Source organism: Mesorhizobium sp. WSM3864 (genome assembly GCF_002294955.1).
In the GTDB taxonomy this organism is placed as follows: Bacteria; Pseudomonadota; Alphaproteobacteria; order Rhizobiales; family Rhizobiaceae; genus Mesorhizobium.
The window spans coordinates 1-21244 of the sequence record NZ_NSGD01000025.1; the positions used below are offsets into that span (position 1 = coordinate 1).

Annotated in this window: 20 protein-coding genes and 1 pseudogene; 17 read left to right on the forward strand and 4 right to left on the reverse strand. The window is 60.0% G+C overall.

Annotated elements, in window-relative coordinates; all coding sequences use genetic code 11:
* Positions 1-288 precede the first annotated feature (288 nt).
* Positions 289-519, forward strand: coding sequence for a helix-turn-helix transcriptional regulator (locus CK215_RS27550; RefSeq protein WP_095832794.1), 231 nt, complete (start codon positions 289-291; stop codon positions 517-519).
* A gap of 98 nt (positions 520-617) precedes the next feature.
* On the opposite strand, the gene CK215_RS27555 is transcribed toward CK215_RS27550, so the two are convergent.
* Positions 618-875 carry a hypothetical protein gene (locus tag CK215_RS27555; protein ID WP_095832795.1) on the reverse strand — a complete coding sequence of 86 codons (258 nt, stop codon included), beginning with the start codon at positions 873-875 and terminating at the stop codon, positions 618-620.
* Between the two features lie 362 nt (positions 876-1237).
* On the opposite strand from CK215_RS27555, the pseudogene CK215_RS27560 reads away from it, so the two are divergent.
* From CK215_RS27560 to CK215_RS27580, 5 genes and pseudogenes are all read left to right on the forward strand, one after another.
* Positions 1238-1631 (forward strand): annotated as a pseudogene (locus CK215_RS27560) (MucR family transcriptional regulator); the annotation flags it as partial.
* Between the two features lie 191 nt (positions 1632-1822).
* A complete protein-coding gene (locus tag CK215_RS27565) occupies positions 1823-2041 on the forward strand; it encodes a hypothetical protein (RefSeq protein ID WP_095832796.1) in 219 nt (72 codons plus the stop codon).
* Between the two features lie 147 nt (positions 2042-2188).
* Positions 2189-2869: an ABC transporter permease gene (locus tag CK215_RS27570; protein WP_095832797.1), complete on the forward strand. Its 681-nt coding sequence runs from the start codon at positions 2189-2191 to the stop codon at positions 2867-2869.
* Positions 2870-2947: 78 nt separating this feature from the next.
* The gene (locus CK215_RS27575) at positions 2948-3490 is read left to right on the forward strand and encodes an ATP-binding cassette domain-containing protein (RefSeq protein WP_095832798.1); all 543 of its coding nucleotides are present in this window, start codon (positions 2948-2950) and stop codon (positions 3488-3490) included.
* Positions 3487-3669: a hypothetical protein gene (locus CK215_RS27580; protein WP_141245555.1), complete on the forward strand. Its 183-nt coding sequence runs from the start codon at positions 3487-3489 to the stop codon at positions 3667-3669. The genes CK215_RS27575 and CK215_RS27580 overlap by 4 nt, the downstream gene beginning before the upstream one ends.
* Before the next feature lie 245 nt (positions 3670-3914).
* Here the strand turns inward: CK215_RS27580 and CK215_RS27585 are convergent, their stop codons facing one another.
* Complete coding sequence (locus tag CK215_RS27585; RefSeq protein WP_170950415.1) at positions 3915-4613, reverse strand: HAD hydrolase-like protein; 699 nt, start codon at positions 4611-4613, stop codon at positions 3915-3917.
* Positions 4614-4669: 56 nt separating this feature from the next.
* Entirely contained in the window at positions 4670-5824 is a 1155-nt protein-coding gene (locus CK215_RS27590; RefSeq protein ID WP_095832801.1) for a substrate-binding domain-containing protein, read from the reverse strand.
* Positions 5825-5971: 147 nt separating this feature from the next.
* Here CK215_RS27590 and CK215_RS27595 point away from each other — a divergent pair, with 147 nt between their 5' ends.
* From CK215_RS27595 to CK215_RS27635, 9 genes are all read left to right on the forward strand, one after another.
* Complete coding sequence (locus tag CK215_RS27595) at positions 5972-7273, forward strand: extracellular solute-binding protein (protein WP_141245557.1); 1302 nt, start codon at positions 5972-5974, stop codon at positions 7271-7273.
* Positions 7274-7369: 96 nt separating this feature from the next.
* Positions 7370-8308: a sugar ABC transporter permease gene (locus CK215_RS27600; RefSeq protein ID WP_095832802.1), complete on the forward strand. Its 939-nt coding sequence runs from the start codon at positions 7370-7372 to the stop codon at positions 8306-8308.
* A complete protein-coding gene (locus CK215_RS27605; protein WP_095832803.1) occupies positions 8308-9150 on the forward strand; it encodes a carbohydrate ABC transporter permease in 843 nt (280 codons plus the stop codon). The genes CK215_RS27600 and CK215_RS27605 overlap by 1 nt, the downstream gene beginning before the upstream one ends.
* A 9-nt stretch (positions 9151-9159) precedes the next feature.
* Entirely contained in the window at positions 9160-10227 is a 1068-nt protein-coding gene (locus tag CK215_RS27610; RefSeq protein ID WP_095832804.1) for an ABC transporter ATP-binding protein, read from the forward strand.
* Positions 10228-10244: 17 nt separating this feature from the next.
* The gene (locus tag CK215_RS27615) at positions 10245-11729 is read left to right on the forward strand and encodes an aldehyde dehydrogenase family protein (protein ID WP_095832805.1); all 1485 of its coding nucleotides are present in this window, start codon (positions 10245-10247) and stop codon (positions 11727-11729) included.
* 28 nt (positions 11730-11757) lie between these two features.
* Positions 11758-13392 (forward strand): choline dehydrogenase, encoded by a 1635-nt coding sequence (locus tag CK215_RS27620; RefSeq protein WP_095832806.1) that lies wholly within the window; start codon positions 11758-11760, stop codon positions 13390-13392.
* A 216-nt stretch (positions 13393-13608) separates the two neighbouring features.
* Complete coding sequence (locus tag CK215_RS27625) at positions 13609-14478, forward strand: dihydrodipicolinate synthase family protein (RefSeq protein ID WP_170950416.1); 870 nt, start codon at positions 13609-13611, stop codon at positions 14476-14478.
* Between the two features lie 148 nt (positions 14479-14626).
* Positions 14627-15658: a proline racemase family protein gene (locus CK215_RS27630; RefSeq protein WP_095832808.1), complete on the forward strand. Its 1032-nt coding sequence runs from the start codon at positions 14627-14629 to the stop codon at positions 15656-15658.
* A 35-nt stretch (positions 15659-15693) separates the two neighbouring features.
* Positions 15694-17187, forward strand: a complete 1494-nt coding sequence (locus tag CK215_RS27635; protein WP_095832809.1) for an aldehyde dehydrogenase — start codon at positions 15694-15696, stop codon at positions 17185-17187.
* A 121-nt stretch (positions 17188-17308) separates the two neighbouring features.
* On the opposite strand, the gene CK215_RS32090 is transcribed toward CK215_RS27635, so the two are convergent.
* Positions 17309-17542 (reverse strand): hypothetical protein, encoded by a 234-nt coding sequence (locus CK215_RS32090; RefSeq protein ID WP_245418841.1) that lies wholly within the window; start codon positions 17540-17542, stop codon positions 17309-17311.
* On the opposite strand from CK215_RS32090, the gene CK215_RS27640 reads away from it, so the two are divergent.
* Both CK215_RS27640 and CK215_RS27645 read left to right on the forward strand, forming a co-directional pair.
* Entirely contained in the window at positions 17537-20239 is a 2703-nt protein-coding gene (locus CK215_RS27640; RefSeq protein ID WP_245418842.1) for an NAD(P)-dependent oxidoreductase, read from the forward strand. The genes CK215_RS32090 and CK215_RS27640 overlap by 6 nt on opposite strands.
* Complete coding sequence (locus tag CK215_RS27645) at positions 20239-21066, forward strand: inositol monophosphatase family protein (protein WP_095832811.1); 828 nt, start codon at positions 20239-20241, stop codon at positions 21064-21066. The genes CK215_RS27640 and CK215_RS27645 overlap by 1 nt, the downstream gene beginning before the upstream one ends.
* Positions 21067-21244 lie beyond the last annotated feature (178 nt).

Consider the following 21244-nt stretch of genomic DNA (forward strand, 5'->3'; position numbering starts at 1 on the left):
ACACTGTCCTTGAATTTCGTCTGGCTGGCTGGCGCCCATTCCGAGCCGAGGGCAGCGGACCATACCCGCGCTTCCAGGGGCAGAAAGCGATTGGCGAACATTGTCGCCAGGTCCGCCTCCTTGATCGGCCCGCGCTGCGTTCCGTTCTCTTCATAATACCAGTCAGTCATGCTTCCCCCGAGGTGGTTTTAAAATGGGATGGAATTTGCCGAAGAGATGCGGCGTAGGTGAGAAATGTAGAGTATACTCTGTGGCGAGTATACGCTGCAAGCGGCTGTGGTACGTCCTATGGACATACGGCAGCGTTTTGCGCGCAATCTTCGGGCGGCACGGGAGGCCAAGGACATTTCCCAGGAGCACCTTGCCCATGAGGCTAAGCTGCATCGGACTTATATCAGTTTGCTCGAGCGTGGCCGGTACTACGCAAGCCTGAAGGCAATCGAGAAGATCGCCAAGGTGCTGGAGATAGACCCAGCTGAACTGCTCCGCAAAGACGAGGCTTCTTCCGGCAGCGAGTGAGATGCGCTGACTATTTTGGTCGAACTCACTCATGCAGCCGGCACCGGTGCCGCTGAGGCGGGTTTTTGCTGTACGGTAGGGTCCCCGATCGCGGACGTTCACTGCGCCCGAGCCTCGGTGGAGGAGGAAGCCACGGCTTGTCGCCACATTGAGAGGATCTTTTCAACCGCCTCTCCGCTCAGATGGGCGAGCGGGGCAAGGGCTATGGGCTCGACTTGATCGGCTGTGGCGCTAAGTGACTGGAGTATCGCCACCACGCCTTCCAGCATTCTGAGTTCCGGTTCCATATCGAACAAGTGTTGGCGAAGGGCGTCGATCGTGCTTTCGTCAGATATCTTGCCGTGTCTCTTCGCCATAGCTGGTCTCGTCTTGATGATAGACCAATGCTTGCTTCCGGCGAGAAGTCCAGTCGGTTTTCGAGGAAGTATCAAACTGAGAACGCCGCTTTCTGGCGGTGGATGACTATTCGGTTTGATCCAAGGGCAGCTTGAAGCTTGTATTTTCTTTGAAGACGCAAAATTTACATGCGAAAGCGATCTGTCCGACCGTTTTCACTGCGGTGGAGAGCCTATTAGGCAGCCCGTCTGAATACTTACTCATCATGTTAGCCAGCAGTCCGCATTGACGGCGGCTTCTGGGCCTTCTATTGCCTGGTGATATCGATTTCCGCTGGGCAATCGTGAAGATCGCAAGCCCCAAAGTTTTAAGGAGCTGGACGTTGACTGTTGAAAATCAAAGCAACCTGATTGAGCTGACTGCGGATATCGTTGCTGCTTATGTGCAGAACAACGCCGTGCCGGTTGCAGGGTTGCCGGACCTTATCGCCAGTTGTGAATTTGGCTCTATCTCAGGTGAACAACCCAGCTCAGGCGAAAGAGGAGGCTCAGAAGCCGGCGGTCAATCCGAAGCGCTCTGTGTTCCCGGACTACATCATCAGCCTCGAGGACGGCAAGAAATATAAATCTCTGAAGCGCAACCTTCGCACCGCCCATGATATGTCGCCGGAGGAGTATCGTGAGAAGTGGGGCCTGCCCAAGGACTATCCGATGGTCGCACCGAACTATTCGGCAGCGCGCTCTGCCTTGGCAAAATCGCTAGGGCTTGGGAGAAAGACGGCGCCGGCCCCCGGGAAGAAGGCGGCGACGAAGCGACTCGATGTGCTGGTCGATCTCAATGCCACGCGCACCAAGGTGTTCGATCCCGAGTATCTCTTCACGGTTTCACCGCCAATTCGGATTTCATCAAAAACCGCCCCCAGGTTGCACAGAACTTCTGCAAGGCGGTCATCGAGACGATCAGCTACATGAAAGACCCTGCGAACGAACAGAAACTGGTCGATTTCACCGCAAAGACGCTCAAGCTCGATGTGGGCAAGGCCAAGGCGTTGATCGACGTCTACAAATCGGGCTTCAATGCCAAGCTCACCAAGGAGCGCTGGGAAGGCATGAAGAAATATGCCGCTTTTGTTCCAGACTGGACGACGAACGCGTATGAGCCCTGCGCGAGCCTGACTTCGGGCTGAGGTGCCGAATTGGTCGCCGCGGCAGGTTCATCGGGCTTAAAGGGGAAGGCCGGTCGGCCTTCCCACCGAAATGTCGCGCGGCTCAAGCGACTTGCTGGACAAATCGGCGTCGGAATAGCATTTCTGGCGTTGTGGCAACTCGTCTACATGTCCGGCGTCGTCAAGCCGCTGATTTCGCGAAGTCCCGGGCAGGTGTTCTGGTTTTTCGTCCAGATCGCCACCGATGGCACGTTGCTGCCAGCGCTCTATTCCACGGTCGAGGCGACAGTGGTCGCTTTCGTGCTGGCCTCATTCGTTGGAGTTGTCATCGGCATCGGCCTTGGTCTGTTTCCTAGGCTGGAGGAACTGCTGGACCCCTATATCAGTGCATTCAACGCCATGCCGCGGATCGCCTTCGCGCCGGTCTTCATACTGCTTTTCGGCGTCAGCCAGGCCGCCAAGATCGCGCTTGCCTTCAGCGTCGTGGTTTTCATCCTGATGGTCAACGCGCGCGCCGGCATTCGCACCGTCGATCGCGATATCAGGCTGATGGTGACGGTCATGAACATTTCCAAGCGTGATATGTTCATGAAAATCCTGCTGCCAAGCGCCGTGCCCTCCATTTTCGCCGGGTTGCGCCTTGGCATCATCTATTCGCTTCTCGGCGTAGTGACCTCCGAGATATTGGCGTCGCGGGTAGGGCTCGGCCAGCTCATTGCGGGATATGCCGGCACTTTTCAGCTCGAAGGGGTCTACGCCGTCTGCATCGTGCTGGCGGTGATCGCTTCGTTGCTAAACGCCGGGATGGCTCTGCTCGAACGCTATCTGCTCGGTGCGCGAGCGCTCTAAACCGCGAGGACGAAGGACGATGGCACCAAGCATATCGCCTGCCGCGCGAACCGACGGCGTCGCCGCCAGGCTTTGGTGATGGAGTTCCAGACCATGTCGGGCCCAGTACGCGGGCTGGATGATGTGTCGTTGGGCCTGCGAGGGGGTGAGTTCCTGGTTCTCGTCGGACGTAGCGGTTCCGGCAAAACCACTGCGCTCAACGTCCTGGCCGGGCTCGACACTGCAACGAGCGGCGAGGTGAGCGTGCTTGGCCAACCGCCTGTCGCCGCCCGTCCACAGCTCGGCTACATGTTCGCGCGCGACGCTTTGCTGCCGTGGCGAACTGCACTCAAGAACGTAGAGTTCGGACTGGAAGTGCGCGGTTTCGCAAAAAGCGAAAGACGGGCCTTGGCCCGAGACTATCTGGACCTCGTCAGTTTGAAGCGCTTTGCCGATAATTATCCGAGTCAGCTTTCCCAAGGCCAGCGGCAGCGTGTGGCGCTCGCGCGCACCTGGGCGCCTTCGCCGAAGATACTGTTGATGGATGAGCCTTTTCGGCGCTCGACGCACAGACGCGTGAATCGCTTCACGAGGAGTTCGTGCGCATGTGGGCCGCTGACAAGAAGAGCGTTGTCTTCGTGACTAACGATCTGAACGAGGCGATCACCTTGGCCGACCGTATCCTTGTCTTCAAAGACGGCAAGATCGCCAAGGAATTCTCGATCCCTTTCCCTCGACCTCGGGACCTCGTCGATATCACGGCGGATCGGACGGCACGCGACATCTATCATGAGATAAGGCAACTGCTTTATCAGCATTAGCCGGCTGATAGCCGCCTCGGAGGTGGGGCGACCTGGACTGGCCAGCAAATCGCTGGTGGATGTCTGCCCGCGAATTGAGCCAATCCGGACTTCTCTGCCGAGACCCCAATTTCTGAATTGCCGGCGATAGTTCGTTCCAACGCGCGCCCGCGCCAAAACGAGTTCACTCGAGGCGCTTTATGGTGTTGATCCGGGAATGCATGTGCTCGTCCAGGCACCGGTGAACATTTTATGGGCGGCAAGCATCAGGCACGAGTACGGTGGTCAGCCTGCGTCACGGGGCCGAAGCCGAGAAGGTTGCTTGCATCGCGCAGGTCCGGGAGCGTTACGATACCTTCGGGAAAAGCTGTCGGCGAGGGCCCGCCACGAATGCCGAGGAATGCGATCCCCAGCTCACAGGCAGCAGAACATTCCGTGGTGGAATCGCCGACCGCCACCACGGTTTCGCGCGAAAGCCCCGTGTGCAAGATTAGGCTGAAGGCCTCGCGTTTCTTCGTCGGCGCGCCGATGACCAGCTCGAAATAGTGATCAAGGGTTCGCAGACGGATGACCTCGATCAGTTCTTGCTGCGGGGTTCCGGAAACGACGAAAAGCCTGGAACGACGGGACGCGTTTTCAAGCAGTTCCCGCGCGCCGGGAATGAAAGGCGCGACGAGGATTTTCTCAAAAACGATTTCGGTGAACCTCTTCGACAGCAGCGCCAATCGCTCCTCGGTCGGGGCGCGACCCAATATCTGTTTGTCGAAATAGTCGAACTTCTCCCGGCGTGAAATACCGCCATGCAGCCGCTGGTAGCGGAGGACGGGTTCCCTCCACTGCTGCCCATAGCCGGAATAGATCTCAGCGAATGCCTCTGCTTTGATCTCGGCAGAGTCAAGGATGACGCCGTCGAAATCGAATATGATCGCGGCGGGTCGAGAGGGAAGAAGCGGTTTAAGGGTCATGACAGTGCCTGTGTGCCCACTCGACATTGAGGTGAGAGGTGCCCGCGGACCTGGATTCAGACGGCCGCGGCCAAGCGCAACTGCTTCAAAGCACGCGGCGGGCACGCGGATTTTCTCACGATCAGGTGCGAATCGAGCCTGACAAAGCGAGGGGGCTCGCCGCTCGACAGCGAGTTGTGGAGCATTTCGGCCGCCAGCCTCCCCATTTCCTCGGCAGGCACGGCTATGGTCGTTAAGGGGGGTTCCAACTGCGCTGCATATTCTGCATCATCGAACCCGACGATCGAGATATCCTGGGGAACCCGGATTCCGAGTCGCCGACTTTCGCTCAAGGCTCCAAACGCCATGACGTCGGTGTTGCAGACCACCGCCGTGGTTTCCGGGTATTTGTCCAGGATGGCGCGTATCGCCTCGGTTCCGTCCCGGATAGTGAAATTGCGAATGATTATGTTCGCTGCCCCATGGAGATTCCTCGATCCGACGAAATCCTTGTAGGCGGCGATCCGAGCGCGCTGACGATCACTACCCTTCGGACTGCCGGCAATCATGGCGAAATTTCTGTGCCCCAAATCGGCAAGGTATTCCATCGCGCTTTGCGTAGCCGCGTAATTGTCAAATCCAATGCAGGGCACGATCTCATCGGGTAGATATGAGTAGGTCGTCACCACTGGGATATGCGGTTGCTTGAGATAGCTCACGAGCGCCGGGTCTTCTATCGCGCCAACCAGAAGAAGTGCCTCGGCGCCGCGATCCACCAATGTTTTGACCTTCTCAAAAACATTGGCGTGTTCGAAGCCAGTTGTTGCAACGATCGTCATGTAGCCGTGCTGCGCGAAGCTATCCTGAAAATGATTGATCATCTTCGCAAAGATCGCATAGTCCAGCGTTGGGATCGCCGCTCCCACGATATGGGTCTTGCGGGAGCGCAGCGCTTTTGCCGCCGGGTTGGCCGCGTAACCCAGATTCTGCGCAGTCGCCAAGACCCGTCGGCGAACGTCCTCGCTGACGAGGTCAGGGAGATTGAAGGCCCGCGACACAGTGGCTACCGAAACCCCCGCCTCGCGGGCAACGTCAAAGACGCCTGCCTTTTTCTTCAGCTTGGGCTGTTTGGCTCTTTTGCCCGGCATAAGCCGCACCATTTCGTTGGCTTTTATCCACCTATGGCTTTTGTCCTCGACTTCACCTCGCTTGACAAGCCATAAAACGCTCAAATATGTAATCGTTTACAGAATTTTTTATGTTAGTCCGGGTTTGGGCTTGACATCCCCGTTCGGCTCGCAAAGAGTGAAAACGTTTACATCAGTTGGGAACGCCGAGGCCGGCTTTTGCCCCGCCTCGCAAAAAAGGAGGATCAACAATTGACCGCGTCGATCGGACTGCCAGTGTCTCGTCGCAACTTCCTGAAGGCCTCTGCCGGCCTTGCGGCCGCCTTGGCCGCCTATCGCACTTCGTCAGCATATGCGGAGGAAGTGACGCTCAATATCCTCAATAGCAATTCGGTCTGGGCAGGGGCCCTCACCGATCAGGTGGCGAAGGCATATACAGCCGCGAAGATCACCGGGGAATCCAACCCTTATGAATCTCACTACGAAAAGATGCTGATCGAACTTTCACAGGGTTCGGAAACGTTCGACATCATCACCACCGACAGCCTCTGGGTCCGGCAGCCGCAGCGCAATAAGTGGGCGCCCACCATGGAGGACATCAAAGCCGCCAACCCGGATCTTCCCGAGATCAAGTACGGGAACGTCACCGAGGGATCGCTGCAATATTCCATCTACCAGGGCAAGCACTACGGCCTGCCGCTCGCCATGACGATTCCGGTGTTCATCTATCGCAAGGACCTGTTCGAGAAAGCCGGTATCGACAAGGTGCCCGTCACCTGGGACGAGTATGTCGCGGCCGCCAAGAAGCTGCACAGCTCAGACGTCGCCGGAAACACGCTTTGCCTGGGAGGGCAGGACGCCCACATGTCCGGCGACTGGATGACGCGCGTCATGGGCATGACCAAGCTTGCGCCGACCGACGACGGCTGCTTCAACGATGCCAATGAACCCGTCTTCAATTCGGAAGGACAGGGCGAGCATGCCATCGAAAGGCTGAAGGAGGTCTTGCAATATTGCCCGCAAGGCGTGTCCGGGTTCGACTACCCCGAAGGTCAGTCGGCGATCGGGCAGGGGACTGCGGCTATGATCATTTCTTGGTCGGACGCGCTCTCCGGCATTGAGAGCGGACCGCATGCCGGCAAATTCGGCTATGCGGTGGCGCCGACCGAAAAGTTCCAGCAGTCTATGATTGGCGGCTGGACCGTTGTGCTTAACGCCGCCAGCAAAAAGCAGGCCGACGGCTACAGGTTTTTGGCCTGGCTTGCCGATGGCGGTTACAAGTACTTCTCGGAAGCGGGTGAAACCTCGATCTGCTACAAGCCTGATCTCGAAAATCCGGACATGATCAAGAAGATTCCGGGGCTTCATGTCTTCGAGGATTTCAAGACCCGCGGGACCCAGCCGATTGCGATCCCGCCTTATCGCCTGACCAATGCAGTGGAAGTGCAGCGGGCAATCTATGAGGAAGTCCTCGCCGGCGTGACTGGGCGAAAGACCCCCAAGACCGCGATGGTCGATGCCGTCGATCGCGTGGGAAAGCTCGTCAAGGGCTGAAGCCGCCGCCCGCAAGCGTCTGGGTATTCCAGCGCTTTCGAACAGGAACGCGCTGGGCAGGCGGATGCCCGCTCGGCGCCTTCGGGATCAAGGACCATGACAGTCAGCTTAGAAGGTTTGCCCGTCGCGACCGACCGGGCCAAGCGTGCCGGAGAGCGTTACACCGGCATGATCCTGCTCGCGCCGACCATGATCATCATGACGGTCGTCGGGCTCTTTCCGCTCCTGCACTCGCTCTATATGAGCCTCACCGGTTATCGCCCGTCGGACCCGGACAAGTTCCAGGGGTTAGTCGGCCTCGCCAACTATGCCGATGCTGTGACGGACGCCCAGTTTCTGCACTCGATTCTGCTGACGCTGCTGTTCACCGTCTTGTCGGTGGGATTCTCGCTCACCTTGGCGGTGCTGCTGGCTCTTCTCTTCAATGTCCGGCTCCCGGGTTTCACGCTGCTAAGGACCATCATCATCGTCCCCATGCTGATCACACCGATCGCCGTCGGCATCACCTGGCGCATCATGATGATGCCCGACCTTGGGGTACTCAATTACGTGCTGGGCCTCGTTGGCATTCCATCTCAACCATGGGCCGGCGAGAAAGCCAGCGCGATGGCTTCGATGCTGCTGGTCGATATCTGGCAGTGGACGCCGTTCATGTTCCTAATCATCTTCGCCGGCCTCTCGGCTTTGCCCAAGAGTCCCTTCGAGGCAGCGGCGATCGATGGCGCCTCACCGATCCAGACCTTCTTCATGGTCACGCTGCCGATGCTCAAACCGGTGATCGTGATCGCGAGCCTGCTCAGGATCGTCGATGCCATCCGCACCTACGACACAGTCTACATCATCACGCGCGGCGGCCCCGATTTCGCCACCGACTTGCTCAGCATCTATCTCGCAAGGGTCAATTTCCGCTTCTTCAGCCTCGGCTATGGTGCTGCGCTATCCTGGCTGACGCTCCTCATCATCCTCGCCGTGGTTCTCATCTTCGTGAAATACACGGGCTTCATGCGCATGGTGAATGAAAAGGAGGCCCGCTGATGTCGAGTTCGACGGCGCCACGCGGACGCATGCTCAGCGGCATCGGCTATTATCTCCTTGCCCTGATCGCGACCGCCTTCTTTGCCTTTCCCATTGTGTGGATGACGCTTTCTTCGCTGAAGTCGGATGTCGACATATCGGCCTATCCGCCGAGGTGGTTTTTTGCTCCGACATTGGAGAGCTACCGCAAGCTTTTCACCGAGCTTAACGCGATGGATGCGTTGATCAACAGCGCATTCATCGTCTGCCTGGCCACGCTGTTTGCGATGATCGCGGGCACGCTCGCCGCCTATGGACTGGCGCGTTTCGACGTCAAGAACAAGAACTTCATCGCCTTCGAGGTTCTGTCGATCCGCATGCTGCCGCCGATGGTGAGCGTCATCCCGCTGTTCATCATCGCCAAGCAGCTGGGCATCTTCGACACGCCTTGGCTCCTGATCGCCGTCTACACGCTGAACGGATTGCCCTTCGTGGTCTGGGTGATGCGCGTCTTCATCCAGGAGACACCGCAGTCGATCGAAGAGGCTGCCCTGATCGACGGATGCAGCCGCTTCGAATGCTTCTGGCGCGTGACCTTGCCGCTGCTTTTGCCCGGCCTCGCGGCGACAATGGTTATCATATTCATGTTCGCCTGGAATGAGTTCCTGCTGGCCAGCATTCTGACTTCTTCGGAGGCGCGCACGCTGCCGGTGATCGCGGCGAGCTCGATCAAGGCCAAGGCGATCTCGTGGGGATTGGGCTCGGCGGCCGGCGTGCTGATGTCGTTGCCGGTCGTCGTGCTCGTCCTGTTGATGCAAAAATACCTGGTCAGGGGCCTGACGCTTGGCGCCGTGAAGGGATGAGGAACGACAATGGGTATTGAAGTCAGATCAGTCTACAAGCGCTTTGGCGCCTTCACTGCTGTGAATGGCGTGTCGGTCGACATCAAGGACGGCGAATTCTTCGTCATGCTCGGCCCCTCCGGTTGCGGCAAGACCACGACATTGCGCATGATTGCCGGACTGGAGCTTCCCAGCGACGGCCAGATCAAAATCAATGGCCGGGACGTGACATATGAGGAGCCTCGTCACCGCGATATCGCGATGGCGTTCCAGGACTACGGTCTCTATCCGCACCTTTCCGTGTTCCAGAACATTGAGTTCCCTCTGAAGGTGCGCAAGATCGCCGAGGGCGAGCGCAAAAAGAAGGTGCATGCGACTGCGGAGAAGCTCGGGATTGCTGAGTATTTGGATCGCAAACCGGGGCAGATCTCGGGAGGGCAACGGCAGCGCGTCTCCCTGGCGCGGGCTTTGGTGCGCAACCCTCGCGTCTTCCTGATGGACGAGCCGCTTTCGAACCTCGATGCGAAGCTGCGTGCCACAATGCGCACCGAGATCAAGAAGCTGGTCACCAGCCTCGGCATCACCACGGTCTACGTGACGCATGACCAGATCGAAGCAATGTCGATGGCCGACCGGATCGCGGTCATGCGCAAGGGCGACATGGTCCAAGTGGCAACGCCGCTGGAGATCTACGACAGGCCAAGAACCGAGTTTGTGGCCGACTTCATCGGTTCTCCTCCCATGAATCTGTTCCCCGCCCATTTCGACCGCAAGAAGGGAATTGCCGCCTCCGTCCAGCCCTTTGCCGACAGTCTGTCAGGGGAGGTCGCCGACAAGGCAAGCAGCTTTGCCGACGCCCAGGGACAATTCTTCGTCGGGGTCCGCCCCGAGCATCTCTTGATCGTTGGTGACGGCGTCGACGGCGCCGCGTCGGCGAGCGTCGATTTCGTCGAGCCGCTTGGCCAGACAACCAATGTCTATGTCGACTGCGGTGGTCACAAGTTCATCGTCGTCACCGATCGAACAAAGGCCAAGGTCGGCGACGTCGTCGGGGTGCTCGTTGCGCCAGGCAAGAGCCGCCTCGTCGCGCCAAACTGACCGAGGGAAATAGATCGATGGACGTCCGCGAATACGACAATTGGATCAATGGCGCCTGGGCGAGAGCAGATCGCAAGGTGGAACGCAAATCGCCTGCCCATGGCGCGTTGCTTGCCCGTTTCGCGCAAAGCGACGAGCACGCGGTGAACGCTGCTGTCGGAGCTGCCCGCAAAGCCTTCGACATGAGATCAATCTGGTCATCCCTGCCTGGCGCCGACAGAGCCAAGGCACTTGGGCGTTGGGTCGATTTGATGACCCGTGACGTCGACAAGTTGGCTCTGATTGAGGCAGAAGAGGTTGGCAAGCCGATCCGCTTCGCCAAGGCTGAGATCGAGTGGTCCATCGAGCTTGCGCGCTATGCGGCAGCGCTGGCATGGCAAATTCCTGGAGACCTGGTCTCTAATGTCGGGGACGCAAATCTGGGTCTTGTCACCCGTGAGCCGCGCGGCGTGATCGCAATGGTCACGCCGTGGAACTTCCCCATGGTCACCCTGTTCCAGAAGCTGCCCTTCGCGCTCGCGGCCGGCTGTACGGTTGTGATCAAGCCATCGGAACTGACCTCTGGTTCGACGCTCGAAATCGCCAAGCTTGCGACAGAGGCTGGCATCCCAAATGGCGTCATCAATGTGGTAACCGGCTCGGGCCGCACGGTCGGTGAAATCCTGACCGGCCATCGCGATGTCGATATGATCTCTTTTACCGGATCGACCGCGGTCGGGATAAGGATCGCGCAGCGCGCGGCCGAGCAGGTCAAGCGCGTTGGCCTCGAGCTGGGCGGAAAGGCGGCGAATATCGTTTTTGCCGATGCCGACATCGATGCGGCGCTGGATGGCATACTGCTCGGCTACATCCTCAACCAGGGAGAAGAATGCGTCCAGGGAACCAGGCTCCTTGTTGAGGATAGCGTCGCGGAGAGCTTCCTGGAGAAGCTTGTAGAGCGCTCGAAGAAGATCCGCCTCGGCTTGCCGACTGACGGGCAGGCAGACGTCGGAGCGCTGATCCATGAAAAGCACATGGATCAGGTGCTGGCATACATCAAGAGTGGGATGGACGAGGGCGCGACGCTTCTGCTCGGTGGCAACCGCGTCACCGAAAACGGCCTCGCCATGGGCTACTATGTTGCCCCTACCATCTTTTCCAACGTCACCCCTGACATGACAATCTTTCGCGAAGAGATTTTCGGTCCGGTGCTTGCGGTTACCCGTTTCAGCAGCGTCGAGGAAGCAATCGCGCTCGCCAATGACACGAGCTACGGTCTGGGTAACGGGCTATGGACGAAGGACATCGACAAGGCGATACGCGTTTCGCGAGAACTCCGCAGCGGAACGGTCTACGTCAACACATTCCTGGAGACCGCTGTCCAGATGCCGTTCGGCGGCTTCAAGCAAAGCGGGATCGGTCGCGAAAACGGGTTGGACGGCTTGCTCGAGTTCACCGAGGTGAAGTCGACCTTCATCAAGCTTGGAAAACGCGCCGACGCCCTGCCGCACACCGTGGCATGACAGCAAGATCGTAAGGAGTGCTTCCAAGGTGACCGACAAGAAGACGTTCGACTATATCGTCATAGGTTCCGGCTCGGCAGGCTCCGTTATCGCGTCCCGCCTCGCCGAGGACCCTTCGACCACGGTTCTGCTCCTGGAAGCGGGCCCATCCGATCAGCACATCTATATCCGCATGCCGGCGGCCCTCGGCTTTCCGCTGATGAACGACCGCTTCAACTGGTTCTACAATTCTGAGCCGGAACCGCACTTGCAGGGTCGCATCGTTCATGAGGCGAGAGGGCGCGTGCTGGGCGGATCGTCCTCCATCAATGGCATGAATTGGGTCCGCGGCAATCCATGGGACTACGACAACTGGGCGAGCATCGGGGCTGACGGATGGTCCTATGAGCAATGTCTGCCCTATTTCAAGAAAGCCGAGACATTCGACAGGGGAGCGAACGCGTATCGCGGTGGCTCCGGGCCGATGCGGATCGAGACCTGCAAAGCGGAAAATCCGCTCTACCACGCCTTCCTGAAGGCGGGGGTGGAGAGCGGGCTGAAGCATGTTGCTGACCACAATGCATATCAGCAGGAAGGTGTTCATATCACCCAGCGCAACGTCCATGACGGCATTCGCTGGAGCACCTCGCAGGCCTATATCCATGCCCAGCCCCGCAAGCCCAACCTTACCGTGCTCACTGGCGCGAGGGTCACGGGCATAGAGACCAGCAACAAGCGCGTCGTTCGGGTGGTTGTGACCACAAAAGCCGGCGCGCAGCAGTTTGAGCCGGAGCGCGAAACGATCCTGTGCGGCGGAGCGCTGAATTCCCCGCAACTGCTGCTGCTATCCGGCATTGGCCCTGCCGATGACCTCAGAAAGGCCGGGATCGCGCTGAAACACCACCTGCCTGGCGTCGGACGAGGGTTGAAGGATCATGTCGCGGCCCCTGTCATGTATCGCGCGACCAAGGACGTATCCGCTGCCAAGAAACTCTCAACCTTCGGCAAGGCGAAGCTCGGCCTTCAGTGGCTCCTCTTCAAGAAAGGGCTTGGCGCGACCAATTTCTTCGAAGTCGGTACCTTCATGCGCACGCGGGCAGAAGAAATCATACCGAACGTGCAGTTCGAGTTCGTGCCGATGCTAGGTGAATTCCAGCACGGCAATGTCAAGCTCGAGAACGGCTTCCAGTACTTCCTGAGCCTGATGAGGCCAAAGAGCGAGGGTCGTGTCTGGGTGGAGTCGGCCAATCCAATGGCGGCGCCGAAATTCGTGTTTAACTATCTCGAGCACCCTGACGACATGCTGCAGGCGGTTCAGGCCGTGAAGGCGATCCGCAACGTGGTCCGTCAGAAGGCATGGGACGAGTTTCGCGGCGTGGAAGAAATGCCTGGCCCTTCGATCGCCACCGACGACGATATCGCCAATTGGTTGCGCGGTATTGCCGGCACCAACTACCATCCATGCTGCACCTGCAGAATGGGCGAGGGGGATGATGCGGTCGTCGATCGGGAAGCAAAGGTGCATGGCATTGAGGGCCTCAGGGTCGTCGATGCCTCGATCATGCCTGAGATCGTCAGCGGCAACCTCAACGCCCCGGTCATCATGATGGCTGAAAAAGTCGCGGACGCCATTCGCGGGATAGCGCCGTTGACCGCTGACCCGCAGCCTTACCACACCGGCTAAGGAGCGCGAGCATCAAATGCAGCAAGCGCTTGATCTATAGCATGAAAACGATTACAACTATGTAAATTCATGATTAGCAATATGGTTCCGCACCGCTGGTTGCTAGCAGGAAGTATACGGCGAAATCTATAGCTTACGGCATCCAGTCATTCCATGCGGAATGAGGTCGCGCCGCAGGCTCAACGGTCAAATCAGTCGCGCAAAAGGAGCAAAGACGTGAGTGAATTAAAAGGCATCTGCGTGCCGATCTGCACGCCATTCAAGGACAATGGTGCTGCGCTCGACGAGGGTGCATTGGCGGCAAACATCGACTCGCTGATCGAGGCGGGAATTCACATCATCGCCGTGAATGGCGGGACCGGAGAGTTTCCTTTCCTCACCGAGCCCGAGAAGCGGCGCATCGCCGAGATCGCGGGCAAGCGAATCAATGGCCGGGCCAAGCTTATTGTCCAGACGTCTGCCCTGCGCACCGAAGACGCGATCGACAACTCAAAGCACGCGCGGGACGCTGGCGCGGACGCGCTGCTCATCCTGCCGCCCTTCTTCGAGGGCCCGGGCGAACCGGGAGTGCGCTACCACTACGAGCAGATTTCCAGGGCCGTCGCGACCCCTATCATGGTCTACAACATTCCCCAGTACACCGGCTTTGACATCACGCCTGACGTCTTCAGGCGCTTCAGCGAGATCGACAACGTCAAGTACATCAAGGACAGCACGTCGAACATGATGCGCATCGATCAGCTCTCGGCCCAAGGCGCCAAGGTGTTCAACGGCTGCGACTATCTGAATTTCTACAGCCTTGTCAGCGGCGCGCCCGGCGTCTTCACCGGATCCGGCAATGCCGTCCCGAAGCAGCTCGTGAAGCTCTATGATCTCATTCAAGGCAAGAACCTGGCCGAGGCGGCCGCTCTTTGGCTCAAGCTGCGCCCGCTGTCGCTGCTGCTTTGGACGTCTCCGTTCAACCCCGTCGCCAAGGCCGCGAGCACCAAGACGGGACGTCCCGTCGGCGAGTGCCGGCTTCCCGTCCTGCCGCTGACCGAGGCGGAGGTGAAGCTGGTCGACGAAGCCCTCGCGGCCGCCGCCTGAGCGAGTGTCCCTTGTCCCCGGGGACACCGTCTCCCCGGGGCAGGCCTGGAAGCGCCGGTCCGCTGCGGCATGCTTGGCAATTCACCGGTCGTCATTCGGCCGCATCCCTCGGAACGCCTCGCACGCGACTGAACAAGGAGGACGACACATGCGGTTATCGCGGATGATCAACGTTGTCGGCGCCCATGCTGAAGGCGAGCCCAACGACGTCATCACCGGCGGCGTCATCGACGTCCCTGGCAAGACGATGTTCGAAAAGGCGCGCTGGCTGGAGACAAAGGGCGACGATCTTCGCGCGTTCCTTCTCCACGAGCCGCGCGGCAAAGTCACACTGTGCACCAACCTGGTCCTGCCCTCGTCCCACCCCGACGCCCAGATGGGCTACGTGATCATCGAGCCGGCTTCGTATCCGCCGATGTCGGGGACAAACACCATCTGCACGGTCACCGTGCTGCTTGAGACGGGTGTCATCGCCATGCAGGAGCCCGTCACCAAATTGACACTCGAGGCCCCGGCGGGGCTGATCGAGGTCGAAGCGCGATGCCGCAACGGAAAATGCGAAAGCGTGAAGTTCCGGAACCAGCCGTCCTTCGTCATGCATCGCGACCGGATGATCGAGGTCCCTGGCATTGGATCTCTTCGCGTCGACGTCTCCTATGGCGGGATGATCTACGTGATCGTCGATGCCCGCGACTGCGGCTTCGCAATTGAGCCGTCGGAAGCGCGCGACCTGTCCGACGTCGGGGAAAAGATCAAGCGCGCGGCGGCCGAGCAACTGCCGTCGATCCATCCTGAAAACCCGGCAATTCATACCATAAACCAGACGCTTTTCGCCGGTCCGCTCACGGTCTGCGACGGGGTAAAGTCATCGCGCAACGGCGTGATCGTCTCGCCTGGCCGCCTCGATCGCTCGCCCTGTGGCACCGGAACTTGCGCGCGACTGGCGCTCCTCCATGCCCGCGGCGAGATCGCGCCCGGCGAAAAATTCATCCACGAATCGATCATCGGGACAAAGTTCGAGGGCGAGATACTCCAGACTTCCAAAGTGGGCGACGTCGATGCCGTCTCCGTCGCGATCAGCGGGCGGGCCTGGATCACTGGCTTCCACCAGTTCGTGCTCGATCCGAGCGATCCGTTCCCCACCGGATACACGCTTTCCGACACCTGGCCCAACGCCTGACCAAGACCCTTCAATGCGATCCGCAGGAGTTTAACATGAACCTCCACACAGACTTCCACGCCCAAGCCAAGACGCTGAAATTCGAGACCAGGGCCTTTATTGATGGCGCCTATGTCGCGGCCCAATCGGGCGAGACCTTCGAGACCGTGAATCCGGCCACAGGCAAGTTGCTGGCCAACGTGGCTGCCGGCGGCGCGGCGGACGTCGATGTCGCGGTCAAGGCTGCGCGACGCAGCTTCGAGGCCGGCAGCTGGTCGGGCCTGCCTCCGCGGGAACGCAAGAAAGTTCTGCTGCGCTTTGCGGATCTGATCGAGAAACACAGTGCCGAGCTGGCGCTCATCGAAACGCTCGACTGCGGCAAGCCAATCAACGATTCCATCAATGTCGACTTGCCCGACTCCATCGAGACATTGCGCTGGCATGCGGAAGCGACCGACAAGATCTACGACCAGGTGTCTCCGGCGCCGCGCGACGTCGTGTCGATGATCGTGCGCGAGCCGATCGGCGTTGTCGGTGGCGTGATCCCGTGGAACTTCCCGCTGTTCGTCGCCATGTGGAAGCTGGCGCCCGCCCTGGCTGGGGGCAACTCCATCGTCCTGAAGCCGGCTGAGCAGACATCCCTGTCATTGATCAGGCTGGCGGCGCTGGCATCCGAGGCAGGCATACCTGATGGGGTGTTCAATGTCGTACCTGGCCTGGGGCCGACTGCCGGTCAGGCCATAGGCCTCCACAGAGACATCGATTGCGTCAGCTTCACGGGATCGGGAGAGGTGGGTCGGCTATTCCTAAAGTATTCGGCAGACTCAAACATGAAGCGCATCATCCTCGAATGCGGCGGCAAGAGCCCGGCCATCGTGATGGGCGACATCAGGAATTTCGCTCCGATCGTCGAGAATGTCGCGACTGGTATTCTTTTCTGCCAGGGCGAGAACTGCTCGGCTGGCTCGCGTCTCATCGTCCATGAGAGCATCAAGGACCAACTGCTCGATCAATTGAAGCCAGTCTTCGAATCCTGGACTGTCGGCGACCCGCTCGAGCGCACGACGCGCATCGGAGCGATGATCGAGCAGGAGCATCTTGCCAAGGTGCTCTCCTACATCGAAACCGGACGCAAGGAAGGCGCCAGGATCGCCTTGGGCGGAAGCCAGATACTGGCGGGCACGGGCGGCAGCTTCATCCAGCCGACCATCTTCGATGGCGTTTCGAACAACATGAAGATCGCCCGGGAGGAAATCTTCGGCCCGGTGCTGTCGGTGATCACTTTCAAGGATGAGGTCGAAGCAGTCCGCCTGGCAAACGACACCAACTACGGCCTCGCCGCGTCCCTCTACACCGACGATCTCAACACCGCCCACCGTGTCGCCAAGCAGATCCGCGCGGGAACTGTTTCGGTGAACTGCTATTCGGAAGGCGACTTCGCCGTGCCGTTTGGCGGCTACAAGGAGTCCGGCTTCGGCGGCAAGGACAAGGGCCTGGCCGCGCACGACCAATACACGGAGACGAAAGCCGTGTGGATCCAACTGCGCTGATGACATCACTTGGCCAGCGTCTGAGCTGGCCAGCACATTCCCGGTCGGGAACGGAAGGCGCCTGCGGCTTCGCAGGTGCACCCCATTGAGTTGAGGTAGGCTGATGACATCGATGGAAACGCTAAGGGCAGAGCGACTTGCCGCGCTGCGCCTGACGGCCGCCGGGCGCCCAAGGCGGACCGCCAACCCATTTTTTGGCGTCGGCCCCATCACCGACCTCACCACCGACGAGGTCGATGCGCGCCTCCTGCGCTTCGAGTTCGATTCCTGGCTGGAACGCAACTACAGGAAATTCGACGATAGGGGCCACGATATCGGCCCCTTCACCACCGCGGAGATCGGCCGCGGCATGCATCGCGGCTATCCGGCCGACAAGATCCTGCTCGACATGATGCGCGAGATCCATCGCTACTTCGGCTTCCCCAAGTCGAACCAGATGGCGGTTGGTCTTGGGGGAGGGCATAGCGGCTTCACCGCTTGCGTCATGCACCTGATGAACGCAAACGACGACAAGCAAAGGGTCTATGTCGACACGCCAGCGCCGGAATCGGAAGCGGCCGGCTCCGGCGGCTTCTTCCGCCAGTCTTGGGGTGCCCAGCTTGTCGAACTGCATCGCTATTCAAAGCGAGGCGACGAACGGCGCGTTCACTTCTCGCCAAGAGAAGGGATCATCCCATCCCCCGACTACCTGCGCGGCTTGGGGATCGCACTCTTCGTCGGCGTCGGTCATGAAACGACTGGCGCCACCACCTATACGTCGCAGGATATCTCCAACCTCCTGGAGTGGCTTCGCAGCGACCCTGACAACCATCACGCCGTTCTGGACGCGACGTCGCTGCTCGGGGCGATGCCTTGGGGTGACCACGTCGTGCGGGAACTGCTGGCAAGGACCTGCATGTTCATGCCGTTCCAGAAGGCTATCGGCGGCGTCTCCGGTTACTTCGTCGCGACGTTTACGCCGCAGGCGCTGCGGCTCATCGAGCGCAACCAGCGGGATCCTTCCTGGGCAATTCCCCGCCAGCTCAAGATCGCTGTGCCGGCAGATCCCAAACGGCCCCTGAGCGGCGATCGCTCCGTCGCGGTCGGACCGCTTTATGATCCGCAAGGCGACAAGATGCTGGGCGGTGTTATCAATACCTACTCCGCGCTCGCCTTCGCAGAGACGACTTTCGGCCTGCTGCGGTCCGAGAGGCGGCTCGGCTCGGTGGAGACGCTCAACCGACGCTCAACAGCCAATCGGGACGCCATCAACGACTGGGTGTCGCGCAGTGCGGTGCTTCGGCTCAGCGTCACCGATCCTGAACGACGCGGCGCCGCGGTAACGCTGTTGAAGGTGGTGGACCCAGCCCTGGAGAGCTCGGGTCTGCACGCCCGCATCATCGCGCGCTCCAAGCAACTGCTTGGCTATGAAGGGATCACCCACCCTGACGGAAATCACGAGCCGGGGCTGGACGTGGCCCGTTACGTCAACGCCTTCCCGGGAACGCCGGGCGACTATCGGGCCTGGATCGGCGGGGTTCGCGCCCCCAACGACGTCGTCGCGCTTCTGGACAATCTGCAATATGCCTATCTCAGGGCCAAGGTTGCGGTCATCGAGGAGGAACTCGCCAAGCTCGGAGAACACTTTCCTCAGTCACTGAGTAGGATCGAGAGCGACCGCAACGGCGATGCCAGTCGAGCCTATACCGTGCTTGTCGCTGATCCGATCGGATTGCGATTTGGACCAGAGGGCACGCCGGACCATAGCGAGGTGCTCGCGCACATCGAGGCAAGGGGAGGCGTGTTCCACCATGGGCCTCTCTGCCGTGAAGCGCTTGAGCCGGGCCGCGTCCATTTCTCCTATCAGCCGGACCTGAGCAGCGCCGCCGAGATCCTGCGGCAGACCGACAAAGGTCAGTGCGATGCTGTCATTGTGACAGCTACGGCAATCCCGGAAGGAGCGGTCTTTTCAGAGGGAGGCGTGCGCATCGGTGCCGGCACCGGCAACATGCAGTCCAGGTCCTGGGGAGGGCCGAACGGCGGCGGCCCTGCGCCTTTGATGAACACGCCAAGCTTCAACAGCCGAGCCACGGCGCAGATGGCGCTCAAGGCGATGCTCAAGGTGATTCCCGATCTCCCGGTCGATCACTTGCATCAAAGGGTGGTCGACGGGCATTTCGACACCGCGAGGAACCTCCGCGATTTCCCCACCGAAAAGATCGAAGGCAAGAAGATCGCCATCATTGGATATGGCAATATCGGCAGGGAGTTGGCCAAGCTTTGCAAGGCGCTGCGCATGCGTGTCTGTGTGCATGCCCGTGCAGTTCACCGCGAGTGGATAGAGGCCGAGGGCCTCAAATATGCAGCGACGCTTCAGGATGCCGCGCGTGGCGCCGACTTCATCAGCCCCCACACCGGGCTCGGCGCATTTGAGCAGGCTCGGGGATGCTTCGCAAATGTGGGACTGATCGACGGCGAGATACTCTCGCTTCTCAACGACGGTGCGGTGGTCATAAATTACGACCGCGGCGAGATCATCGATGCTTCGGCGCTGGCAGTCGCCCTTGAATGCGGAAAAGTCCGCCATGTCGCGGTCGACGCCGACATCTTCTTCGACGGCCAGACATCCTCCTTCGTCGGCCCGCTGGTCCCGTATCGTCAGCTTGCTCTCAAGTTTCCCGGCAGGCTCGAGCTTCTGCCGCACGCGGCCGCCGACACCGATCACCCCTCTCGTGTGGCCGGGGCGAAACAGGCCGTCGACCAAATTATCGAGGCAATTCTCAACCGTCGGATCGTCAACCGCAAGGGCGAGCTCCCCGCAGGCTACGTGGACGGTGGATCCCGCACGGTCCCCGGCATCGGAAAGCCTTCGCGCGATCAACTTGCCGCGCTCATTGCCGACCGGCCCGCCCTGGAGGAAGGCAGGGCTCTGAGCGAGAGGCTTGCCGCGATCTTCGGTGCCTTGTCATCTGCCGGGACAGAAGCGCAGCAATCCCTTCTCACGCAATATGGCAATCAGCTGGCGGAAACCGGCGCGCGCCTTAATAGTCTTCTTGAGGAGAGGGGGCTCTGATGCAGGCGCGCCTCTCGCTTGGCGTCGCCCGTCGAGGACACGACGAGGCGCTGCCGGACTTCGAATTCTTCCGCAGGCTGGCCGATGCGGCTGCCGCCGAGACGCTGCCGAGATTTCGCACGAGAGCGTCGGCGAATGCCAAGAACAAGACAGGCGTCATATATGAGCCTGTGAGCGAGGCGGCTCGCGCGGCCGAAAAAGCCATTCGGGCGATCATAGCCGCCGACTATCCAATGGACGCAATGCTGGGCGACCAATTCGGGCCCTCAGGATCAGGGCCAATACAGTGGGTCATCGACCCGATCAATGGTGCAAAAGGTTTCCTGTGTGGGCTTCCGGTATGGGGGACCCTGATAGGGCTCACCATAGGTGGCCGCGCCACGATGGGCATGATGAGCCAGCCCGATACCGGGGAATTCTTCTGGTCTGATGGAATGAGATCGGTGTGTCGCTCTGCCCAGGGCGAGACGGTGTTGAAAACGAGTGGCGTCCAGCTTCTCTCGGAGTCGATTTGCCACACGAATTCTCCTGAACCCTTCGCACGCCGTCCGGGCAGGGGCTTTGCGCGGCTCGCGTCGTCGGTCAAATTCACGAGGTACGGCGGCGACTGTTACGCATTCGCCATGCTGGCGGCCGGCCAGATCGACCTCTGCGTGGAACTTTCCTTGCAAGCCTGCAACATCGCAGCGCTGATCCCGGTCATCGAGGCCGCCGGCGGTGTCGTCACCCGCTTCGACGGGGGCCGCGCGGAGCGAGGTGGAAACATCCTGGCATCGGCAAACGCCATCCTGCATGAGGCAGCGCTGCGGGTGCTCAATGACATCTGAACGACAGCCGCCAGATTTGGGGATGTGCGGCAAGGACAAAGTCCCAAGAAAAAGCGATGACAACGGTACCGAGGGACGATCCCGCCTGTGGGGCTGGTGCTGGGTGGCTGTCGCGACAGCGGCTTTGTATCTCCTTGTCTGGGTAACCCGGTAACCGGAACGGCTATCGGGCGATCAG